At 57.7% G+C, this 16,552-nt stretch carries 14 protein-coding genes and 2 pseudogenes; 8 read left to right on the top strand and 8 right to left on the bottom strand.

The genetic code is table 11. The features are described 5' to 3' along the window. A pseudogene (locus JZX87_RS31685) lies at window positions 1-286 on the bottom strand (hypothetical protein); the annotation flags it as partial. Here JZX87_RS31685 and JZX87_RS30035 point away from each other — a divergent pair. After that, a complete protein-coding gene (locus JZX87_RS30035; RefSeq protein ID WP_206829508.1) occupies window positions 285-1,184 on the top strand; it encodes a LysR substrate-binding domain-containing protein in 900 nt (299 codons plus the stop codon). The pseudogene JZX87_RS31685 and the gene JZX87_RS30035 overlap by 2 nt on opposite strands. 113 nt (window positions 1,185-1,297) lie before the next feature. Here JZX87_RS30035 and JZX87_RS30040 read toward each other — a convergent pair whose 3' ends face one another. From JZX87_RS30040 to JZX87_RS30055, 4 genes are all read right to left on the bottom strand, one after another. After that, a complete protein-coding gene (locus JZX87_RS30040; RefSeq protein WP_206829509.1) occupies window positions 1,298-1,609 on the bottom strand; it encodes a type II toxin-antitoxin system RelE/ParE family toxin in 312 nt (103 codons plus the stop codon). Continuing rightward, window positions 1,599-1,880, bottom strand: coding sequence for a ribbon-helix-helix domain-containing protein (locus JZX87_RS30045; RefSeq protein ID WP_112507570.1), 282 nt, complete (start codon window positions 1,878-1,880; stop codon window positions 1,599-1,601). Before JZX87_RS30045 ends, JZX87_RS30040 begins: the two co-directional genes overlap by 11 nt. Window positions 1,881-2,094: 214 nt before the next feature. Further along, entirely contained in the window at window positions 2,095-2,931 is an 837-nt protein-coding gene (locus JZX87_RS30050) for an alpha/beta fold hydrolase (protein WP_206829510.1), read from the bottom strand. Window positions 2,932-3,213: 282 nt separating this feature from the next. Next, on the bottom strand, window positions 3,214-4,113 hold the full coding sequence (locus JZX87_RS30055) for a helix-turn-helix domain-containing protein (protein ID WP_206829511.1): 900 nt from the start codon (window positions 4,111-4,113) through the stop codon (window positions 3,214-3,216). A gap of 882 nt (window positions 4,114-4,995) precedes the next feature. Between JZX87_RS30055 and JZX87_RS30060 the strand changes: the two genes are divergently transcribed. Beyond that, the gene (locus JZX87_RS30060) at window positions 4,996-6,741 is read left to right on the top strand and encodes a GAF domain-containing sensor histidine kinase (RefSeq protein ID WP_353654299.1); all 1,746 of its coding nucleotides are present in this window, start codon (window positions 4,996-4,998) and stop codon (window positions 6,739-6,741) included. Between the two features lie 650 nt (window positions 6,742-7,391). Here the strand turns inward: JZX87_RS30060 and JZX87_RS30065 are convergent. Further along, window positions 7,392-8,426, bottom strand: a pseudogene (locus tag JZX87_RS30065) (IS110 family RNA-guided transposase). Window positions 8,427-9,076: 650 nt separating this feature from the next. Here JZX87_RS30065 and JZX87_RS30070 point away from each other — a divergent pair. From JZX87_RS30070 to JZX87_RS30090, 5 genes are all read left to right on the top strand, one after another. Beyond that, on the top strand, window positions 9,077-9,835 hold the full coding sequence (locus tag JZX87_RS30070; protein WP_206829519.1) for a FadR/GntR family transcriptional regulator: 759 nt from the start codon (window positions 9,077-9,079) through the stop codon (window positions 9,833-9,835). A 160-nt stretch (window positions 9,836-9,995) separates the two neighbouring features. After that, window positions 9,996-11,504 (top strand): ABC transporter substrate-binding protein, encoded by a 1,509-nt coding sequence (locus JZX87_RS30075; protein ID WP_206829512.1) that lies wholly within the window; start codon window positions 9,996-9,998, stop codon window positions 11,502-11,504. Window positions 11,505-11,573: 69 nt separating this feature from the next. Further along, window positions 11,574-12,488 carry an ABC transporter permease gene (locus JZX87_RS30080; protein ID WP_206829513.1) on the top strand — a complete coding sequence of 305 codons (915 nt, stop codon included), beginning with the start codon at window positions 11,574-11,576 and terminating at the stop codon, window positions 12,486-12,488. Window positions 12,489-12,499: 11 nt separating this feature from the next. After that, entirely contained in the window at window positions 12,500-13,417 is a 918-nt protein-coding gene (locus JZX87_RS30085) for an ABC transporter permease (protein WP_206829514.1), read from the top strand. Beyond that, the gene (locus JZX87_RS30090; RefSeq protein ID WP_206829515.1) at window positions 13,414-15,051 is read left to right on the top strand and encodes an ABC transporter ATP-binding protein; all 1,638 of its coding nucleotides are present in this window, start codon (window positions 13,414-13,416) and stop codon (window positions 15,049-15,051) included. Before JZX87_RS30085 ends, JZX87_RS30090 begins: the two co-directional genes overlap by 4 nt. A gap of 98 nt (window positions 15,052-15,149) precedes the next feature. Here the strand turns inward: JZX87_RS30090 and JZX87_RS30095 are convergent, their stop codons facing one another. Beyond that, window positions 15,150-15,740: an SOS response-associated peptidase gene (locus JZX87_RS30095; protein WP_353654300.1), complete on the bottom strand. Its 591-nt coding sequence runs from the start codon at window positions 15,738-15,740 to the stop codon at window positions 15,150-15,152. A gap of 109 nt (window positions 15,741-15,849) precedes the next feature. Further along, window positions 15,850-16,077, bottom strand: a complete 228-nt coding sequence (locus JZX87_RS30100; protein WP_206829516.1) for a hypothetical protein — start codon at window positions 16,075-16,077, stop codon at window positions 15,850-15,852. 150 nt (window positions 16,078-16,227) lie between these two features. Between JZX87_RS30100 and JZX87_RS30105 the strand changes: the two genes are divergently transcribed. Continuing rightward, on the top strand, window positions 16,228-16,407 hold the full coding sequence (locus JZX87_RS30105) for a hypothetical protein (protein WP_206829517.1): 180 nt from the start codon (window positions 16,228-16,230) through the stop codon (window positions 16,405-16,407). Window positions 16,408-16,552: the final 145 nt, after the last annotated feature.

Raw genomic sequence — 16,552 nt, forward strand, 5'->3', positions numbered from 1 at the left:
AGGTGTGGAAGCCGCTCACCGAAATGAGAGCTGGCAGCTTGTCCAGGCTGTAAAAGTCGTTCCATTCCGCTTCGCTGGCCGGATCGGCAAAGCTGCATTCCACCATATAGATCACTGCACCACCTTTGACCGAAAGCACCGCGCTTCGGGCCTTGTCTATCGTTGATATTTTCTCATGATAGACTGCCGATCCGTGCCTACATATCGACAATGGGTCATGCTTCAGTGATCTAATATCAGGGTGACGATTGATTGATTGCCGAACCGTCCTGTCAGGAACCGTCATGCGCCGCAAGATTCCCAGCAATTCCGCACTCATGGCGTTCGAGGCGTCGGCCCGTCATGGCAGCTTCGCGCGCGCGGCCGACGAAATGGCCCTGACCGAAGGGGCAATCAGCCGCCAGATCGGCCGGTTGGAAGCCTTCCTCGGCGTCACGCTGTTCGAGCGGGTCGGTAATCGCGTGCGGCTTCTGCCGAATGGAGAGCGTTATGCCGTTCAGGTCCGCGAGGCACTCGACCGGCTGGAGCGCGACAGCCAATACCTGATGGGGCAGCCCGGCGACGGCGCGAGCCTCGACATCGCAATCCTGCCGACGTTCGCCACGCGTTGGCTCATCCCGCGTCTGAAGCCGTTCCAGGAGCGGCATCCGCATATTACCCTGCATCTTGCGGAGCGGATGGAGCCATTCGTTCTCACCAGCAGCGGTTTCGACGCCGCCATTCATTTCGAGCATCCTGCCTGGACGGGAATGCGGACGCACCGCCTGCTGCATGAGGTACTGGTTCCGGTTTGCCATCCGGCGCTTCTCCGTGGAGGAGAAGGAGCGGTATCTCTGGACGAACTGCCGCGCCTTCATCGACGTCAGAACCCGGATGCCTGGCAGCGCTATGCGCAGGAGACCGGGATCGGGCTGACGAATCCTGCGGTTGGTGCCCGTTACGATCTTCACTCCATGCAAATCGAAGCCGCGCTGGCCGGTCTCGGCGTTGCATTGGTGCCCCGCCTCTATATCGAAATCGAGTTGGCAGAAGGTCGCCTGGTCGCGCCTTGGCCCGATGGGATGTCAATCTCCAAGACCTTCTGCCTCGTCCTGCCGGCGGCGATCGGGTTGAGTGACGGTCCTATCCAGATGTTTGCCAATTGGCTTCTCAAGGAGGCTCGATCGTCAAATCCAAAACCGTGAAAGCGGCACTTTCGCCCAGCCTACCCCGCCAGATTGCGATGACAGCGTCGTGGGTTCACATCACATCAAGAGCGCGTGACCTTGCTTACAGCGTAATCCCAGCCCTTTGGCTCTCAAAACAGAGCGGAAAGGTCTCGCCGACCGTCCACTACTCGTACGATCTCAACTGCATGAAAAGGACCTTCGTCGGAGTCGGGCATTGTCTCGTAAAGTATGACATAGGGGGCTTCGACCAACATCCGGGCGGTACGGAATACCTCCGGGTGACGCTCGCCCAAACGCGGATGCGCGATGAGCATTTCCGCCCTGCGACGAAAATTGGCAAAGTATTGCTCCGCGCTGAGAGGCTGATCGCGACTTATCTCAACGTAAATTTTCTTAATGTCGGCACGCGCCTTCGGCGTCCAGAGAAGCTTAGCGGGCATGGGGAGCGGGAGACTTTACTTCCTGGCGAGCTTCCTCAAGGACTGCATCAAAATCCACTTCGACGGCAGGTCCGCTCGCTTTGCCTTCTTCCCACATCGCACGTAGCTTAGCGATATCGTCGCGCTTCTGCATCCACTTGGCCGACCAGTCACGCATGGCTTCGCGTACAACTTCGCTCCCGCTGGCATACGCGCCGCTATTAACGGCATCGCGCAACAGCTCCGCGTGTTGCGGGGTCATCGAGACGCTTACCTTTTCAACATTGGGCATAGACACCTCCACTTTGTTTGGTAGTAATTATTACCACCAAACAAATAGCGCGGCAACTTCCCCGTTACAGCGCACGTCTATCGGCTCGCTTGAGCGTCACCGGGGCAATCCGTCGGATGGAGTCGGAATAGCAGGGATGTAGGTTCACATCCGCTCAAGACCTTAATCTCAGACGACCGTCGCAAAGTATTGCGCCGGTCGCCCATTTCCGAGCTTAGGTTCGGACAAATGCCAGAAGATCGGCGTTCAGTACGTCGGCATTGACCGTAAGCATGCCGTGCGAGAAGCCAGGATAGGTCTTCAGCGTGCCGTTCTTCAAAAGCTTGATCGACTTCAGTGCCGCATCAGCGATCGGAACGATCTGGTCGTCTTCGCCGTGGAGCACCAGCGTCGGTACGGTGATCGCCTTCAGGTCTTCCGTCTGGTCGGTCTCGGAGAAGGCCTTGATGCCGTCGTAGTGTGCCTTTGCGCCGCCCATCATGCCTTGACGCCACCAATTCTGGATCACACCTTCCTGAACCTTGGCGCCGTCACGGTTGAAGCCATAGAACGGGCCGGCCGGAACATCGCGGAAGAACTGCGCGCGGTTGGCGGCGAGTGCAGAACGGAAACCGTCAAAAACTTCCATCGGCAGGCCTTCCGGATTGCTGTCGGTCTTCAGCATCAGCGGCGGGACGGCAGAGACGAGAACCGCCTTGGCGACACGGCCGGCCTTCTGGCCGTGCTTGGCGACATAACGGGCAACTTCGCCGCCGCCGGTAGAATGGCCGATATGGACCGCATTCTTCAGGTCCAGATGCTCGGCGACGGCAAATGCGTCGGCTGCATAATGGTCCATGTCGTGACCTTCAGAGACCTGGGCAGAACGGCCATGGCCACGACGGTCATGGGCGACGACGCGATAGCCCTTGGAGAGGAAGAATAGCATCTGCGCGTCCCAGTCGTCCGACGACAGCGGCCAGCCATGATGGAAAACGATCGGCTGGGCGTCCTTCGGGCCCCAGTCCTTGTAGAAGATTTCGACGCCGTCCTTGGTGGTTACATAAGCCATGGTCTTGTTTCCTTCTGTGGGGTGCTTGGTGGATGCAGCAAATGCTGCTGACACGAACCCTGTCGGGAGGGTCGCGTAAGCTGCGGCCGCTGCTCCGCTTATAAGTGCGTTGCGGCGTGTCAAGTGCGGTGGAGTTTCAGTCATTTTCGCGTCCTGCGATCTGAGCCTTGGTGTTTGCAAAGCTGGGGTGCCGCACCGTTATGGTGATCGCCGCGCTTCATTTATTGGATCGGACGGATGAATCTTGTATGTTACCGGCGTCGAAGAGAAGGGCCTACTTGGCTAACGCGAAACCCTACGCCATTGGGCAGGAGTCATGCCGAGTTTAGCTGCGAACATTCGGGTCAAATGGGCCTGGTCACAAAAGCCGCAGAGAAACGCAACCTCGGCGATTGTGATCTCCGTCGATCGGAGAAGCTCTTTCGCTCTCTCTACCCGTTTCAGGATCACCCAGCGATAAGGTGGATGCCCAGTCGATCGCCTGAACGCCCTTGTAAAGTATCCTTGGGATAGACCGCATGCTGCGGCAACCGCGGCCAACGGCAAATCGGCAGCAAGATCAGCCTCCAGCATCTCGAATGCCCGCTTCATTTGCCAGGGAGCGAGAGCACCTTGAGCGGGTTTTTGAATGCTCGTATTGCCATAGGTCGCGCATAGGTGGAACGTGAGAATAGCTGCAATGTGGTCCTGAAACAGCCGCGTTGCACCCCGCGGATCGCTGAGGACCGGGAGGCAGACACGAACCAGCCCTCGAACAATGTCATCCTCGATGTCTCTGCCGGGGGCTGCGTGCAGTGTGTCGATATGCTTTCCGCCCAAATCCTCTTCGTAAGCGGTCAACGCGGCGCGAGGTATGTGAAAGCCAAGACCGTCGAAACAGGATTTCATGTCGGCTAGCCACGCGCGCCGGTGGTCATAGATGGTGAAATTGCCGCTCTTCGAGCGCTTGGTGTCCACTTTCTTTCCATCGACCCAAAGATCACCATCGTAATCAAGAAGATTGAAGGCAAGGAAGAACGCGTCTTCATGGGCAGGCGCATCGATGACGCCATGCCCGGGTGTCATGCAAGACAGCCTCGCCATCGAAATCTCAGATTTGCCGAACACGGGAGCGATCACGACATCCTGTTGTCTAGCGCGAAAGTACTCCATGCTTTGATTGTTCACGAGGGCTGCGGTCAAAAAGTCTGCTCTTTGGTTCAATTGATGAATGGCAAATATGATCGATTAATACCATTTCATGAGGGTCCGAAAAGAGCCTGGATCACCATCAGTGCGCGCGTGATCTCAACTGGGCCAGTGGTGCCAGAGCCGAGCAGTGAGATTGGCCTCGACCTGTCGTTCCAACGCCGGCTATTTTCTCGACGGCTCAACAGATCATGATCTATTGCAGCATGTGGAAGGACCTGACGCGATCGGTTCTTCAAAGCATCACTCGTTGCGGCGCGGGGCATTCTAGCCGATAGCTCATGCATTTCGGAAAGGATGGCTGAGGCTCATATCCCTTCAAAGCGCGCATCAGGTCCGGATAATTTAGCAACTAGCAAACCTGGACTCTGTCGCTGCTGAAACGGTACTCCTGCCTAGGTTCGTTGATGGGTGCTTTCCCAGAATGCTAGGCATTCGTCGCAAATCCCGCAGCCGTCCCCATCATCATGCGACGCGGGCGCCGCCTGCTACAACAGAGGCAGGTCGCCGCTTCACTTCCATCGCCCCCTGTGTGGCGGCATCTGCCAATCATATCCGCCTGAAGGGCGGAAGATTTCTACAAGGACGGTGACCCCATTGTCGGTATAACGGCCAGAGAGTTCGGAGCGTTCGGATAGCTGCTGATGCGGGTTCATTGTGTCACTGAAACTGTTTGTCTGTAGCGAATGATAAGCTTGGCTCTTTCGGTTGCAAGGTGAATTCAAGCTGGAGGTGACTGATCGCGCCAGTAAGGTCGGGATATGCGAAGATGGACAATTGGCCTCTGGCGCTTTAGAGTTATTCTATCGTTCGCGGACTGATGGGGCGCGGACGGCTGGGAGATGATCCGCTCTTGCCCCAAGCAGGAGTGAATCCGTGTCTATCTCCATTGAAATCACTCCCGTCGAAATCGAAACCTCAAAAATCGCGACACCCTTGTCGACGCTGAACAAGGCGATTGCAGCGATGGGACGCGCCGAGACCTTCGAAGAAGTGGTCGAAACACTGCGCGCCACCGCCCGATCGCTGATCGGATGCGATGGCATTGGCATCATCCGCCGCGACGGCGAACTCTGCCGCTACATCGAAGAAGATGCGATTGGACCTTTGTGGAAGGGACGCACGTTTCCCGCCTCGGCCTGCATCAGCGGCTGGGCGATGATACATCGGCAAACCATCGTCGTTCCCGACGTGTCGAAGGACGATCGAATTCCCTACGAGCTCTATGCCGGCACCTTTGTCAAATCCCTCGCGATGGCACCGGTCCGTGTCGAAAACCCGATTGGCGCCATCGGGGCCTATTGGGCGAGACCATATTCCCCGGCCGAGTGGGAAGTCGATGTGCTGGAAACGCTCGCGGGCGCGGCTGCCATTGCAATCGAGAAGACCCAGGCAGTCCAAATCGTTGCCAACGCGGAGAAGCCGCCTGTCGTGGACGACGCCGCAAGCGCGGAAGACTTTTCCAAGGATATATCACGCGTCGCCGGTATCGCCGCGGTCCCGACGATCCTCGACGTCGTCCTTCGAATGACGGGAATGGGTTTTGCTGCCGTTGCCAGGGTTACTGACGATCGCTGGATAACCTGCCAGTCGCTCGACCATGTCGGCTTTGGTCTGAAGCCCGGCGACGAGCTGCCGGTCCAAAGCACGCTCTGCGACGAAATCCGCGGGCATCGCCAGCCGATCGTTTTCGATGATGCCGCCGAAGAGCCGCTCTATCGCGACCACCATACGCCGCGGATCTACGGTCTGCGCAGCTACATCTCCGTGCCAATCATCCTGGCCAACGGCCAGTTTTTTGGCACACTCTGCGCCATCGACCCCAATCCGGCGAAGGTCAACAACCCGCAGGTCGTCGGCACTTTCAAACTGTTTGCCGAACTGATCGGCCATCACCTCTATTCAGACGAGCGCCTCAAGGTGACGGAAGAGATGCTCGACCGCGAGAAGGGTCTGTCCGAGCTGCGCGAGCAGTTCATCGCCGTTCTAGGCCATGATCTGCGCAATCCGATCGCCGCGGTCGATGCCGGCACCTCTCGTCTGTTGAAGGAAGGCTGGTCCGCCCGCAGCCCTCTCGTCCTCAAACTCATGAAAACCAGCATCTCGCGGATGATCGGGCTTGTCGACAACGTTATGGACCTAGCAAGAGCCCGAATGGGTGGAGGCATTACCCTCGATCTGGCAGAGGACGATCTTGGCCTCACCCTCCGCCATGTCGTGGAAGAGTTGCAGCTGTCTTATCCTGATCGGGAGCTCGCTGTTTCGATCGATCTACCCACAGCATTTGTCATCGACAAACTAAGGCTTGCCCAACTTTTCTCCAACTTGGTGTCGAATGCCATCACCCATGGCGTGGAGACCGAGCCAGTCAGGATTGTGGCTGGCGTGAATGGTCGGATGCTGGAAGTGTCCGTCGCCAACGGCGGGCAGCCGATTTCGCAAGAAACGATCGCCAAACTGTTCCAGCCGTTCCGGCGCGGTGATCTGCGGCCGAGCATGCAGGGGCTGGGCCTTGGCCTGTTCATCGCCTCGGAGATCGCCGCAGCTCACGGCGGTACGATCGTCGTGAATTCGGACGAGATCGAAACCCGCTTCACCTTCCGTATGCCTCTGGTCGGTTGAGGCTTTAGATGAACGCGGTGCGGTTCGTGTCAGGTGAATTTAGTCTCTCTGATGGCGGACTTCTTGTGAACACATTGGTCGCGTAGAAGATTTCATCGGCATTGCTGATGAGCGCTGAATGAATTCTCCGCTCGCAATGGTTCGTCGCCATCTGGCTTTTACCACGGATGTACTGGCACTGATAAAGAGGCGACGGTGAGGAAGGTCGGTGCGATTTCGCCCCGGCCTTTTTTGTGGCCGCGAGGCCTAATTACTTGGATGGCGTGTCGGTAAGTTCTTGATTTCGCTGTGGATCGAAACTGAGGGTTTCTGGTTTGTATCGGTTGTCTAATCGCCTGTATAAGGTCAAGCAGATTTTAGACGATATATTTTGTTGCCGTGCTGCAAGCTATGCATCACAGTATTTTTTCACGTTTAAGGGGTCGCATCACTATTCCCACAAATTCGTCCGGCGCCGTGGGCACGGTTGTCTCCGCGGTCGACATGCGGTCGCCGCATGATGGGTTCTCGCAGAGCGGGTCTTTCTGTGTTCAAGACGCAGTCTTCAAGAGCTTCCACCGATTCGGCGGAATGACCCAACCCACGTCCACAGTAGGGACCCAGTATCTCAATTGGGTTGAGGCACTGAGGCAGGTAGGCCGGCTTTTCGCCTATGCGGTAGCACCGGCCAATGGATTGAACGCTTCTCGGGTTTTGAGCATCCTATGCATGATGACAGCGAGTTTTCGCGCCACGGCAACGGCGGCACGCTTGAAGCCCAGCCGCTCACACCGCTTTAGCCCCCAGGTTTTGAGACTGCATTCGGCCCTAGCAGTGGTTCTTGTTAAGAGGACGGTTGCCGCCTCGTAAAGTAAACCCCGCAGCCGACCGTCACCGCGTCGTGAGATATGGCCATCACAGTCGATTTCACCTGACTGATAGCGCCGCGTCGTCAGCTCTAGCCAAGCGCCAACTGAGCGCGAAGTGGGGAAGTGTTCGGGATCTTCGATCGCGGCAATGTACGAGACAGCCGTGACGGCACCAACGCCTGGAATCGTCATCTGGAGCTTCGCAGCCCGGCTCTGTCGGGAAGCTGCGAGCAACTGATGATCAAGATTGGACGCGCGCTTACGTATGTCGCGCCATGTATCGAGCAGGGGCAATATCACAGCTGCCAGGCCGCGATTTTCATTCAGCAACTCTCTCACATTGGCATCAAAACCCGGCCTTCCCCTTTGGGCACGATGAGACCAAACGTTTTCTGAAGACCACGTATTTGGTTGCTGAGCTGCTTGGAAATGCTTACGAGCTGGCTACGCGCTGCCACCAGTGCGCGCGTCAGCATGTTGTCGAAGGTTTTTACCCGCACGACTTTGTAAAACCCGGCTTCGGCCAACTGCGCTATGCCATCCGCATCATTGGCGTCAGTCTTGTTGAGGGTCTCATTCAGAACCTTTTGCGCATGACGTGCTTGGATGCAAATCGCGGGAATTCCTTCGGCTGTAAGCGCGTGATAGAACCAAGTCGATAGCGGGCCGGCCTGTCTCAAAGACAACCAGCTTTGCGTGCGGAGCATGTTTGCGGATGATCTGCGACAGTGCTTTCGGAACAGAAGGGCATTTGCCTCGCGAGATCCGCTTCCTATCTTCTCGGATCGAGACCGCCGTATCTTTCAGCGAAACATCAAGCCCGATATATTGGTCCATGGTTGCCTCCCATTTGGTGCTGGGCCCGGTTCCAATCGTGAGCCCGTATTTCATCTTACCGGGGGCAACCACCCATGTCAGATATTGCTGAGGCAATGTCGTTGGGAGAAGCTTCCGCGGTTACCTTATGTTCAAGGGTTGAGTTCGGCTGCTCAATCTATTGTTCCTTTCCAAACGTGTGCTCAGGTTGGGTGGCTATGGCTGGCCCGATTCACCCTTGTCGCAGATCGACTATCCGCAGGCACTTTGCTAGCTTCTTTCAATCGTTACAACCAACGGCGCTTTTCCGCCGGAGTGGCTCGGTAGCGCGACTTATATCTCACCGCTTGCCAAACTCCTGAAGTAGATGCCCGAGATGTCAGTAGCAGATTCGGGCTAAGCGCGCGCGCACTAGCGGGCCGGACTTCTACTTGGCGGATCCGAACGAAACGTCCGCGCCATGCGCTTCAAGTAATGGACAAGGGTAATCTGTTGACTGAAGCCGGTAGGAATGGCTGCAGAAAATGGCAGGGCGATACCAGACTGGCGCTCAGCTGCTGGCGCTAGCCGCATCGAAGGCATATGATAAATAAAGTCAACATATGATACAAGATGGTGGTGGTTGACGTCTCTTGCAGGGACACCCCTCATTGCTTGAGGAAACACAAACTATGAATGACCTCCCCACGCCTAGCAGGCGGCCATCCCTCTTCGCCAAAGTGGCAGAAGCGCTGCGTTCTGAAATCGAGTCGGGCAGTTATGCCCCTGGCGACAAGGTGCCCACTGAAAGCGCCCTGATCAGAAAGTTCGGAGTGAGCCGCACCGTTGTGCGGGAGGCTCTGGCTGTTCTGCGCGCTGACGGCCTGCTCGTATCACGCCAGGGCTCGGGCGTTTTCGTGATGGGCCGCAAGAACGAAGGCCACGTGCTCAAGCTATTCACAGACGAGACTGAAAAGATCTCTGACATCATTGAGGAACTCGAGCTGCGGATAGGCATCGAAGTAGAGGCTGCAGGCCTCGCAGCGATCAGAAGCTCCCCGGCGCAAGAGGCCGAAATACATGCTCAAGTCAACAGGTTCGCCGATCTGATGAACGATGGAAAGCCAACGGATGAGGCGGATTTTTCCTTCCATATGGCGATCGCTACAGCGACCAATAATGTCCGCTTCCGGGCGTTCCTTGAGCATGTCGGGCGCCGCATGATCCCACGGGTGAAGTTTAGGGCGGAGATCGGCGACCGTGTTGCGCTAGCCGATCGCGACAAGCCAATATTGGGAGAGCATCGCGCAATTGCTGATGCCATTTTTGGCCGTGATCCGGATCAAGCGCGAGAGGCCATGCGCCGTCATCTCGTGACTGGAGTGAGGCGATACCGGGAGCTGGGTAACCACCGCAATCAAATATGTATGACAAGATTGCTTGACATGTAATTCCAGTGGTCACATAACTTTCGCCATAGAGTTGCGTTTGCAAGCTGCGGAGGAGCGTGGCTCGCGCTTACGCCGGATCGCGGCCTTTATAATGAGGACAAAGTCAGCGTACCGCCGTCAGGCGCATCTCACATCATCGTTTTTCACTTGGGAGGAGTGCATGACAATGAAGTTTGCCACCGTGGTCGCCGGTGCGATCGCCGCAATTAGCCTGGCCGGACAGGCCGCCGCGCAGTCCTCTTCGGAAATCAAGATCGTCCTGCCGGAGCAGCCCGCCAATTTAGAACCGTGCGGCACGATCATTACCAATGTCGGACAGATTTTAAGCCGCAATGTCGTAGAGCCATTGACGATCATCGACGCGGCAAGCGGACAACCGACCCCGGCGCTCGCCACGGAATGGTCCCAGACCGATCCGACGACATGGCGGTTGAAGTTGCGCGAAGGCGTGCAATTTCAGGATGGCGAGGCCTTCAATGCCCAGGCGGTCAAATACTCGATTGAGCGCATGACCGGCGGCAAAGTCACGTGCAGCAATATCGCGAAATTCGGTAATTCGAAACTTACGGTTACAGCGATCGACGACCTGACCGTGGAGATCAAGTCTGACAAGCCACAGCCAATCCTGCCAACGCTGCTCAGCGTGGTAATGGTCGTCTCCCCTAAGACGCCGGCCGACAAGGCGGTCAACGATCCAATCGGGACCGGTCCGTTCAAGCTCGCAAGCTTTACCCCCCAGACAGTAGTTCTCGAAGCCTTTGAGGGCTACTGGGGGAAAAAGTCTCCCTTCACCAAGGCGAGCTATGTCTGGCGACCGGAATCGTCGATCCGTGCAGCCATGGTGCAGACCGGCGAGGCAGACCTGACGCCATCGATCGCTATTCAGGATGCGACCGATCCGGAGACGGATTTCTCCTACCTAAATTCCGAGACAACGGGCCTGCGAATCGACACCGGCTTTGCGCCGCTTGACGATCTGCGCGTCCGCAAGGCGCTGAACCTTGCGATCGACTGGGACGGACTTGCGCAGTTGTTCGGTGACGACATCAAGCGTGCTTCGCAGATGGTCGTCCCCGGGATCAACGGTTACGACGAGACGCTCGCGCCATGGACCTATGATGCGGGACAGGCCAAGGCGTTGGTCGAGGAAGCCAAAGCGGCAGGCGTGCCAGTCGAGACCGAGATCGAGCTGATCGGCCGCAACGGCATCTACCCTAATGGGGCGGAAGCAATGGAGGCGATGACTGCCATGTGGCAGGAGGCTGGCCTTAACGTAAAGCTGACCATGCTCGATGTGAACGACTGGTTGCGCTACCTGCAAAAGCCATTCCCGGAAAGCCGAGGCCCCAACCTCTTGCAGCAGATGCACGACAACAACAAGGGCGATGCGGCCTTCACTATCCCGATTTTCTACACGTCCGCGGGCAGCTACTCGACTGTTAACGATGCGGCGCTCGACACAGAGATCGCTGATGCCTTGGCCGCGACCGGAGAAAGCCGCTCGGCAAGGTTCAAGGCTGTTTTTGCCAAGGTGCATGATGAGTTGGCGCTGGACATCCCGATGTTCCACATGATCGGTTACACCCGTGTCGGTAAGCGCCTTGATTGGAAGCCGGATATCTCGACGAACAGCGAGATCCCGTTGGCCAATATCGGCCTCAAGAACTGACGATCAGAATCTCCGTGCGAGCCTCTCGTGGCGCTCGCATTTTTTGCGGAAAACTAGAGGCTTACTATGATGCTCGGCTACATTGGTCGGCGGGCCGGTCACAGCGTGATTTCAGTGATCGGCCTGCTGACCCTCGTCTTCTTCCTGACCCGACTGACCGGTGATCCCTCGGCGCTCTACCTGCCGCTCGATTCAAGCGTGGAAGCGCGGCAGGCCTTTGCCAGGCTTAACGGCCTTGACCAGCCGATCTACACACAGTTCCTGGATTACTTGAAAAATCTGCTCTCGTTTGATTTCGGTCAGTCGCTGCGGCAGAACAGGTCAGCGATAGAGGTTGCTCTGGAGGCTTTTCCCGCAACATTGCAGCTTGCGCTGATCGCCATGACACTTGCAACCGGGCTGGCAGTCGTTATCGGCTCCCTGGCGGCGGCGCGGCCGGGAAGCGTGTTCGACCGCATTGCAGGTCTGGTCTCCCTGACGGGTGCCAGCACGCCGGACTTCTGGATTGCGATTGTGGGCATCCTCGTCTTTTCGGTCGGCCTCGGTTTTCTTCCGACATCAGGTACCGGCACTGCGCTGCACTGGATCATGCCGATCGTCGTCCTTATGCTGCGGCCCTTCGGCCTGCTGGTGCAGGTTGTGCGTGGCACGATGATCTCGGCGCTCGCGTCGCCCTATATCAAAACTGCGCATGCCAAGGGCATTAAGCGCCGCAAAATCATCTTTGGTCACGCGTTGCGTAACTCCTTGCTCCCTGTCATCACGGTTGCCGGCGATCTTACCACCGGGCTCGTCAACGGCGCAGTTGTGGTGGAAACGATCTTCGGTTGGCCTGGCATCGGCAAGTTAATGATCGATTCCATCATCCAGCGCGACTTCGCCGTCGTTCAGTCGACCATTTTGGTCACGGCGATTGCGATTTTTGTCGTCAATATCGCGATCGACCTTCTCTATGTCGCGCTCGATCCGCGCATCCGGTACTGAGGAGGGTGACAATGGCAGATGTGACCGCATCATCCGTTAAATCAGCCGGCAATGTTCGGCAGCTCGCCATCTACTTGACGCGTGACAAGCTGGCGCTCTGCGCCGCGGCTTTCCTGACGATCCTTGCGCTCTGCGTCATGTTTGGTCCGCTTCTGGTCGGTGAAATGGCGGGCAAGCTTGGCCTTCGCCAGCGCAACCTGGCACCGTTCTCACTCGATCAGGGCTTCGTCTACATTCTCGGTGCCGATACGCTCGGACGGCCCATCCTAGCGCGACTGATCGTCGGCGCACAGACCACGATAGGCATCGCCGCGGCTGCGGTTTTCTGCTCCATGGTCATCGGCGGAATGCTCGGCCTCGTCGCCGGCTATTCGGAGCGCTGGTACAGCCACGTGATCCTGCGGGGCGCCGACATCATCATGAGTTTTCCGTCCCTGCTACTGGCGCTGATCGTGCTCTATACGCTTGGGCCGAGTGTCGCCAATCTCGTGATCGTGCTGGCCATCACCCGCATGCCGGTCTTTATCCGCACGGCGCGTGCCGAGGTTCTGGAACTGCGCGAAAGGATGTTCGTCAGCGCCGCGCTGTCCATGGGCGCCAGTGCTGGCCGCATCCTATTTCGGCACATCGCCCCGCTGGTCCTGCCGACACTGGTCACCATCGCGGCCATCGATTTCGCCACTGTCATCCTGGCGGAATCCGCCCTCAGCTTTCTCGGCCTCGGCATACAGCCTCCAGACTTCACCTGGGGGGCGATGGTGGCGAACGGGCGTGGCTATCTCGCATCCGCCTGGTGGATCGCCTTTTGGCCGGGCCTTGCCATCCTGTTCACGACGCTTTCGCTGAACATCTTGGCCAGTTGGGCACGCACCGTTGCCGACCCGCTGCAGCGCTGGCGTCTTCAATCTCTGCGAAAGGCTCCACGATGACCGCAACAGCTCAACCGATCCTCGCAATCAACAACCTCACCGTGGATTTCCTTTCCGAAGGGGATCCCGTACGCGCCGTCGATGGCGTCTCATTCAATGTCTGCCCCGGCGAGACACTGGTCATCCTCGGCGAGAGTGGTTCGGGCAAAAGTGTCAGCACCGGCACTGTAATGGGACTGATCGACTGCCCGCCGGGCGATATCGTGACCGGTTCGCTGCTTTTCGAAGGCAAGGACCTTCTTGGACTGGGCGAGGAAGAGCGGCGAAACATGAACGGCCGGAGGATTGCCATGATCTTCCAGGACCCGCTAGCCTATCTGAACCCCGTCTATACCGTCGGCCGGCAGATTGCCGAAGTTTTCGATAGCCATGGCGGCGGCGAGGGTGGGCCGGTGCGCGACAAGGTCATCCATCTCCTGCACCGGGTGGGCATTCCCGATGCTGAACGGCGCATCGACTACTATCCGCACCAGTTCTCCGGTGGGCAGCGCCAGCGCGTGATGATCGCGATGGCCATCGCCCTCAAGCCGGATATCCTGATAGCCGACGAGCCGACGACCGCGCTCGATGTAAGCGTCCAGGCACAGATCCTCGAATTGCTGCAGGTCCTCCAGCGCGAGACCGGTATGGCACTGATCATGATCACGCACGATCTCGAAGTGGCGGCGGCCATGGCCGACCGGATCATCGTCATGAATGGTGGCAAGGTGGTCGAGGCGGGTGAGGCGAGAGAGGTTTTTACCAATCCCGCCCATGCTTATACCCGTCGCCTCATGGCGGCTATCCCCCATGCAGAAGCTGCTGAGGACACGCCACGCTCAGCGCCGCAAGGTGAGGTGCTGCTGAAGGTCGAGAACCTCAGCAAGCACTATATGCTTGCCTCCGGGACCTTTGCGGCCAAGGGCGAGTTCCGCGCCGTAGACGATGTCAGCTTCACCCTCCATCGCGGCGAGACCGTGGGTATCGTCGGGGAATCCGGATCAGGAAAGTCAAGCATCGCACGCATGTTGCTGCGCCTCAATACGCCGACATCGGGCAGAGCGCTGTACTCCGGCGAGGACATTTTCAAGTTACAGCGGAAAGCGCTCGACGGGTTTCGCCGCAAGGTGCAGATGGTTTTCCAGGATCCCTTCGGATCGATGAACCCGCGCATGAGTGTGCGCCAGATCATCTCCGAGCCGTGGGCCATCCACAAAGACATCTTGCCCCGCGACCGCTGGAACGATCGGCTTGTGGAACTGCTGCAAATGGTGGGCCTCAAGGCAGAGCATGCCGACCGTCACCCGCACCAGTTTTCTGGCGGACAAAGGCAGCGCATCGCCATCGCTCGGGCGCTCGCGAGCGAACCACAACTAATCGTGTGCGATGAGGCGGTGTCGGCGCTCGACGTGTCGATCCAGATGCAGGTGATCGAGCTCTTGGCCGAGCTTCGCCAGTCGCTCGGTCTCTCTTACATCTTCATAACCCACGATCTTCCGATCGTGCGCGAATTCGCAGACCGCATTCTCGTCATGCAGCGTGGCAAGGTGGTGGAAGAGAATGATGTCGTCTCGCTCTTCAAGTCACCGCAGCACGAGTACACGCGCGTATTGCTCAGCGCTACGCCAAAACCGAAATGGCTTGCGAACGGGTGATGGCAAAGGGCGCCGGCAAACGCTCGCCTGCCCTTTTTGAAGTTGGTGATATCAATTAGTTTCAGCCGCTTAGACACGGATCATGGCGGGTCGATCGTTCACATCCCATCGAGAGCTGGAATACATGGAATTGCTCCGCTGTCGTCTCCCTGAAACCGCGACGAGTTCACATCTCTCGACACCCGGTGAAACTCCAGTGCCCCATCAAGGTTGTGCGACTGGAGAAGTTCTTTGGCCCGCGCACCGTTTGTCGCGGGATCAAGCCATTCCTTGTAAGCTGCAGGGGCGAGAATAGCGGGCTGCCTGTCGTGCAGCTCAGTCATTGGTTCTGCTGCCGGCATCGTGACTATGGTGCAACTGGTGACGCGAAGCTTTTCGTTGTGCGCCCAAAGGCCAGCAAACGAGAAAGGTGAGCCGCCGGGCTGATAAATTAGCCACGGGTCTTTCTTCCCATCATCTTGATTGACTGTCCATTCGTAGAACCCGTCAGCCGGGATCAAGCACCTTTTCAACTTGAACGCGTCACGAAATGCCGGGGACGTGCCGATCGTCTCGATGCGCGCGTTGAACATCGCCCCCTTGGGAAGTTCCCTTGCCCAATGTGGTACGAGCCACCAACGAGCCGTCTCGGCCTTCTGTTTCCCGTCTGCATCGTTGTGGATGATGAGGACATCCTGTGTCGGCGCAATATTGAACCGGGCCTAGGTGTTGCGCCCGCGCTCCTGATCCCATGGGAGATCATAGAGGTCGATGAAGGCAGGCCATTCGTGTTCGAACGTAAACCTTCCACACATCCGATCATCGCCTCCTGAGGATCGACAGGTCCCGATCAAGGTCTCTGTTGGCAATCATTCCAAGCATCAGATGATCGGCTAACTCGACCAGGGCTGCAGCGACCTCTTCCGGATTCCAACCGGCATTGACTGCTGACATGGCAATATCCGTGAGCGGGCCGGCCATCGCATCCTGGCACTGGAGAAAACGATCGAGGTGCTTGTGGGGCGTTGGCGGGGTGATACGGTTCATGATCAGGAGATTTCGTTTGATTGTCCCGCGTCAAGACAAGGGCCACGCGCAAAATCACAGAGTTCCGGGGCTACAGTAATTCCTCAACTAAGGGCATCCGGGGAACATTTTCACAAGCAACGTGTTCGTGACCGGCAGAGGAGATTTGAAATGACCAATGGAAACGAGCACCCGGAGCAGGACCCTGCTGAGGGTTTACGCGAGACCATAGAGCGCGACCTAGAGAAGCAGGACACGCAGAAAGAGACGGATGAAACCGCACTTGAAAGTAACCGTCTGAAACGCTCGGAGGCGGGCGCCGAAGCTGCTGAGCCGTCGCCTGGGAATTGAGGCGAGCCTTTACAGCTGCTTTCGGAGGATCCTCAAATGGCCACCATGGACAGTCAAACGAACAAACGAGGATCGTGTCCCAGGGAGTGGTGTAGCTTAGACGGCCACGGCTCATCCCAGAGGGCCGGATGAGTGTCAGCTTGCT

It is taken from the genome of Agrobacterium sp. Ap1 (genome assembly GCF_017313375.1).
GTDB classification, from domain to species: Bacteria; Pseudomonadota; Alphaproteobacteria; order Rhizobiales; family Rhizobiaceae; genus Neorhizobium; species Neorhizobium cellulosilyticum.

What these genes read in the sequence shown, in the direction of transcription:
- JZX87_RS30100 (WP_206829516.1), bottom strand. Translation starts at nt 16,077, where the DNA reads ATGAACCGTATCACCCCGCCAACGCCCCACAAGCACCTCGATCGTTTT.
- JZX87_RS30080 (WP_206829513.1), top strand. Translation starts at nt 11,574, where the DNA reads ATGCTCGGCTACATTGGTCGGCGGGCCGGTCACAGCGTGATTTCAGTG.
- JZX87_RS30075 (WP_206829512.1), top strand. Translation starts at nt 9,996, where the DNA reads ATGACAATGAAGTTTGCCACCGTGGTCGCCGGTGCGATCGCCGCAATT.
- JZX87_RS30085 (WP_206829514.1), top strand. Translation starts at nt 12,500, where the DNA reads ATGGCAGATGTGACCGCATCATCCGTTAAATCAGCCGGCAATGTTCGG.
- JZX87_RS30040 (WP_206829509.1), bottom strand. Translation starts at nt 1,609, where the DNA reads ATGCCCGCTAAGCTTCTCTGGACGCCGAAGGCGCGTGCCGACATTAAG.
- JZX87_RS30090 (WP_206829515.1), top strand. Translation starts at nt 13,414, where the DNA reads ATGACCGCAACAGCTCAACCGATCCTCGCAATCAACAACCTCACCGTG.
- JZX87_RS30050 (WP_206829510.1), bottom strand. Translation starts at nt 2,931, where the DNA reads ATGGCTTATGTAACCACCAAGGACGGCGTCGAAATCTTCTACAAGGAC.
- JZX87_RS30105 (WP_206829517.1), top strand. Translation starts at nt 16,228, where the DNA reads ATGACCAATGGAAACGAGCACCCGGAGCAGGACCCTGCTGAGGGTTTA.
- JZX87_RS30035 (WP_206829508.1), top strand. Translation starts at nt 285, where the DNA reads ATGCGCCGCAAGATTCCCAGCAATTCCGCACTCATGGCGTTCGAGGCG.
- JZX87_RS30045 (WP_112507570.1), bottom strand. Translation starts at nt 1,880, where the DNA reads ATGCCCAATGTTGAAAAGGTAAGCGTCTCGATGACCCCGCAACACGCG.
- JZX87_RS30070 (WP_206829519.1), top strand. Translation starts at nt 9,077, where the DNA reads ATGAATGACCTCCCCACGCCTAGCAGGCGGCCATCCCTCTTCGCCAAA.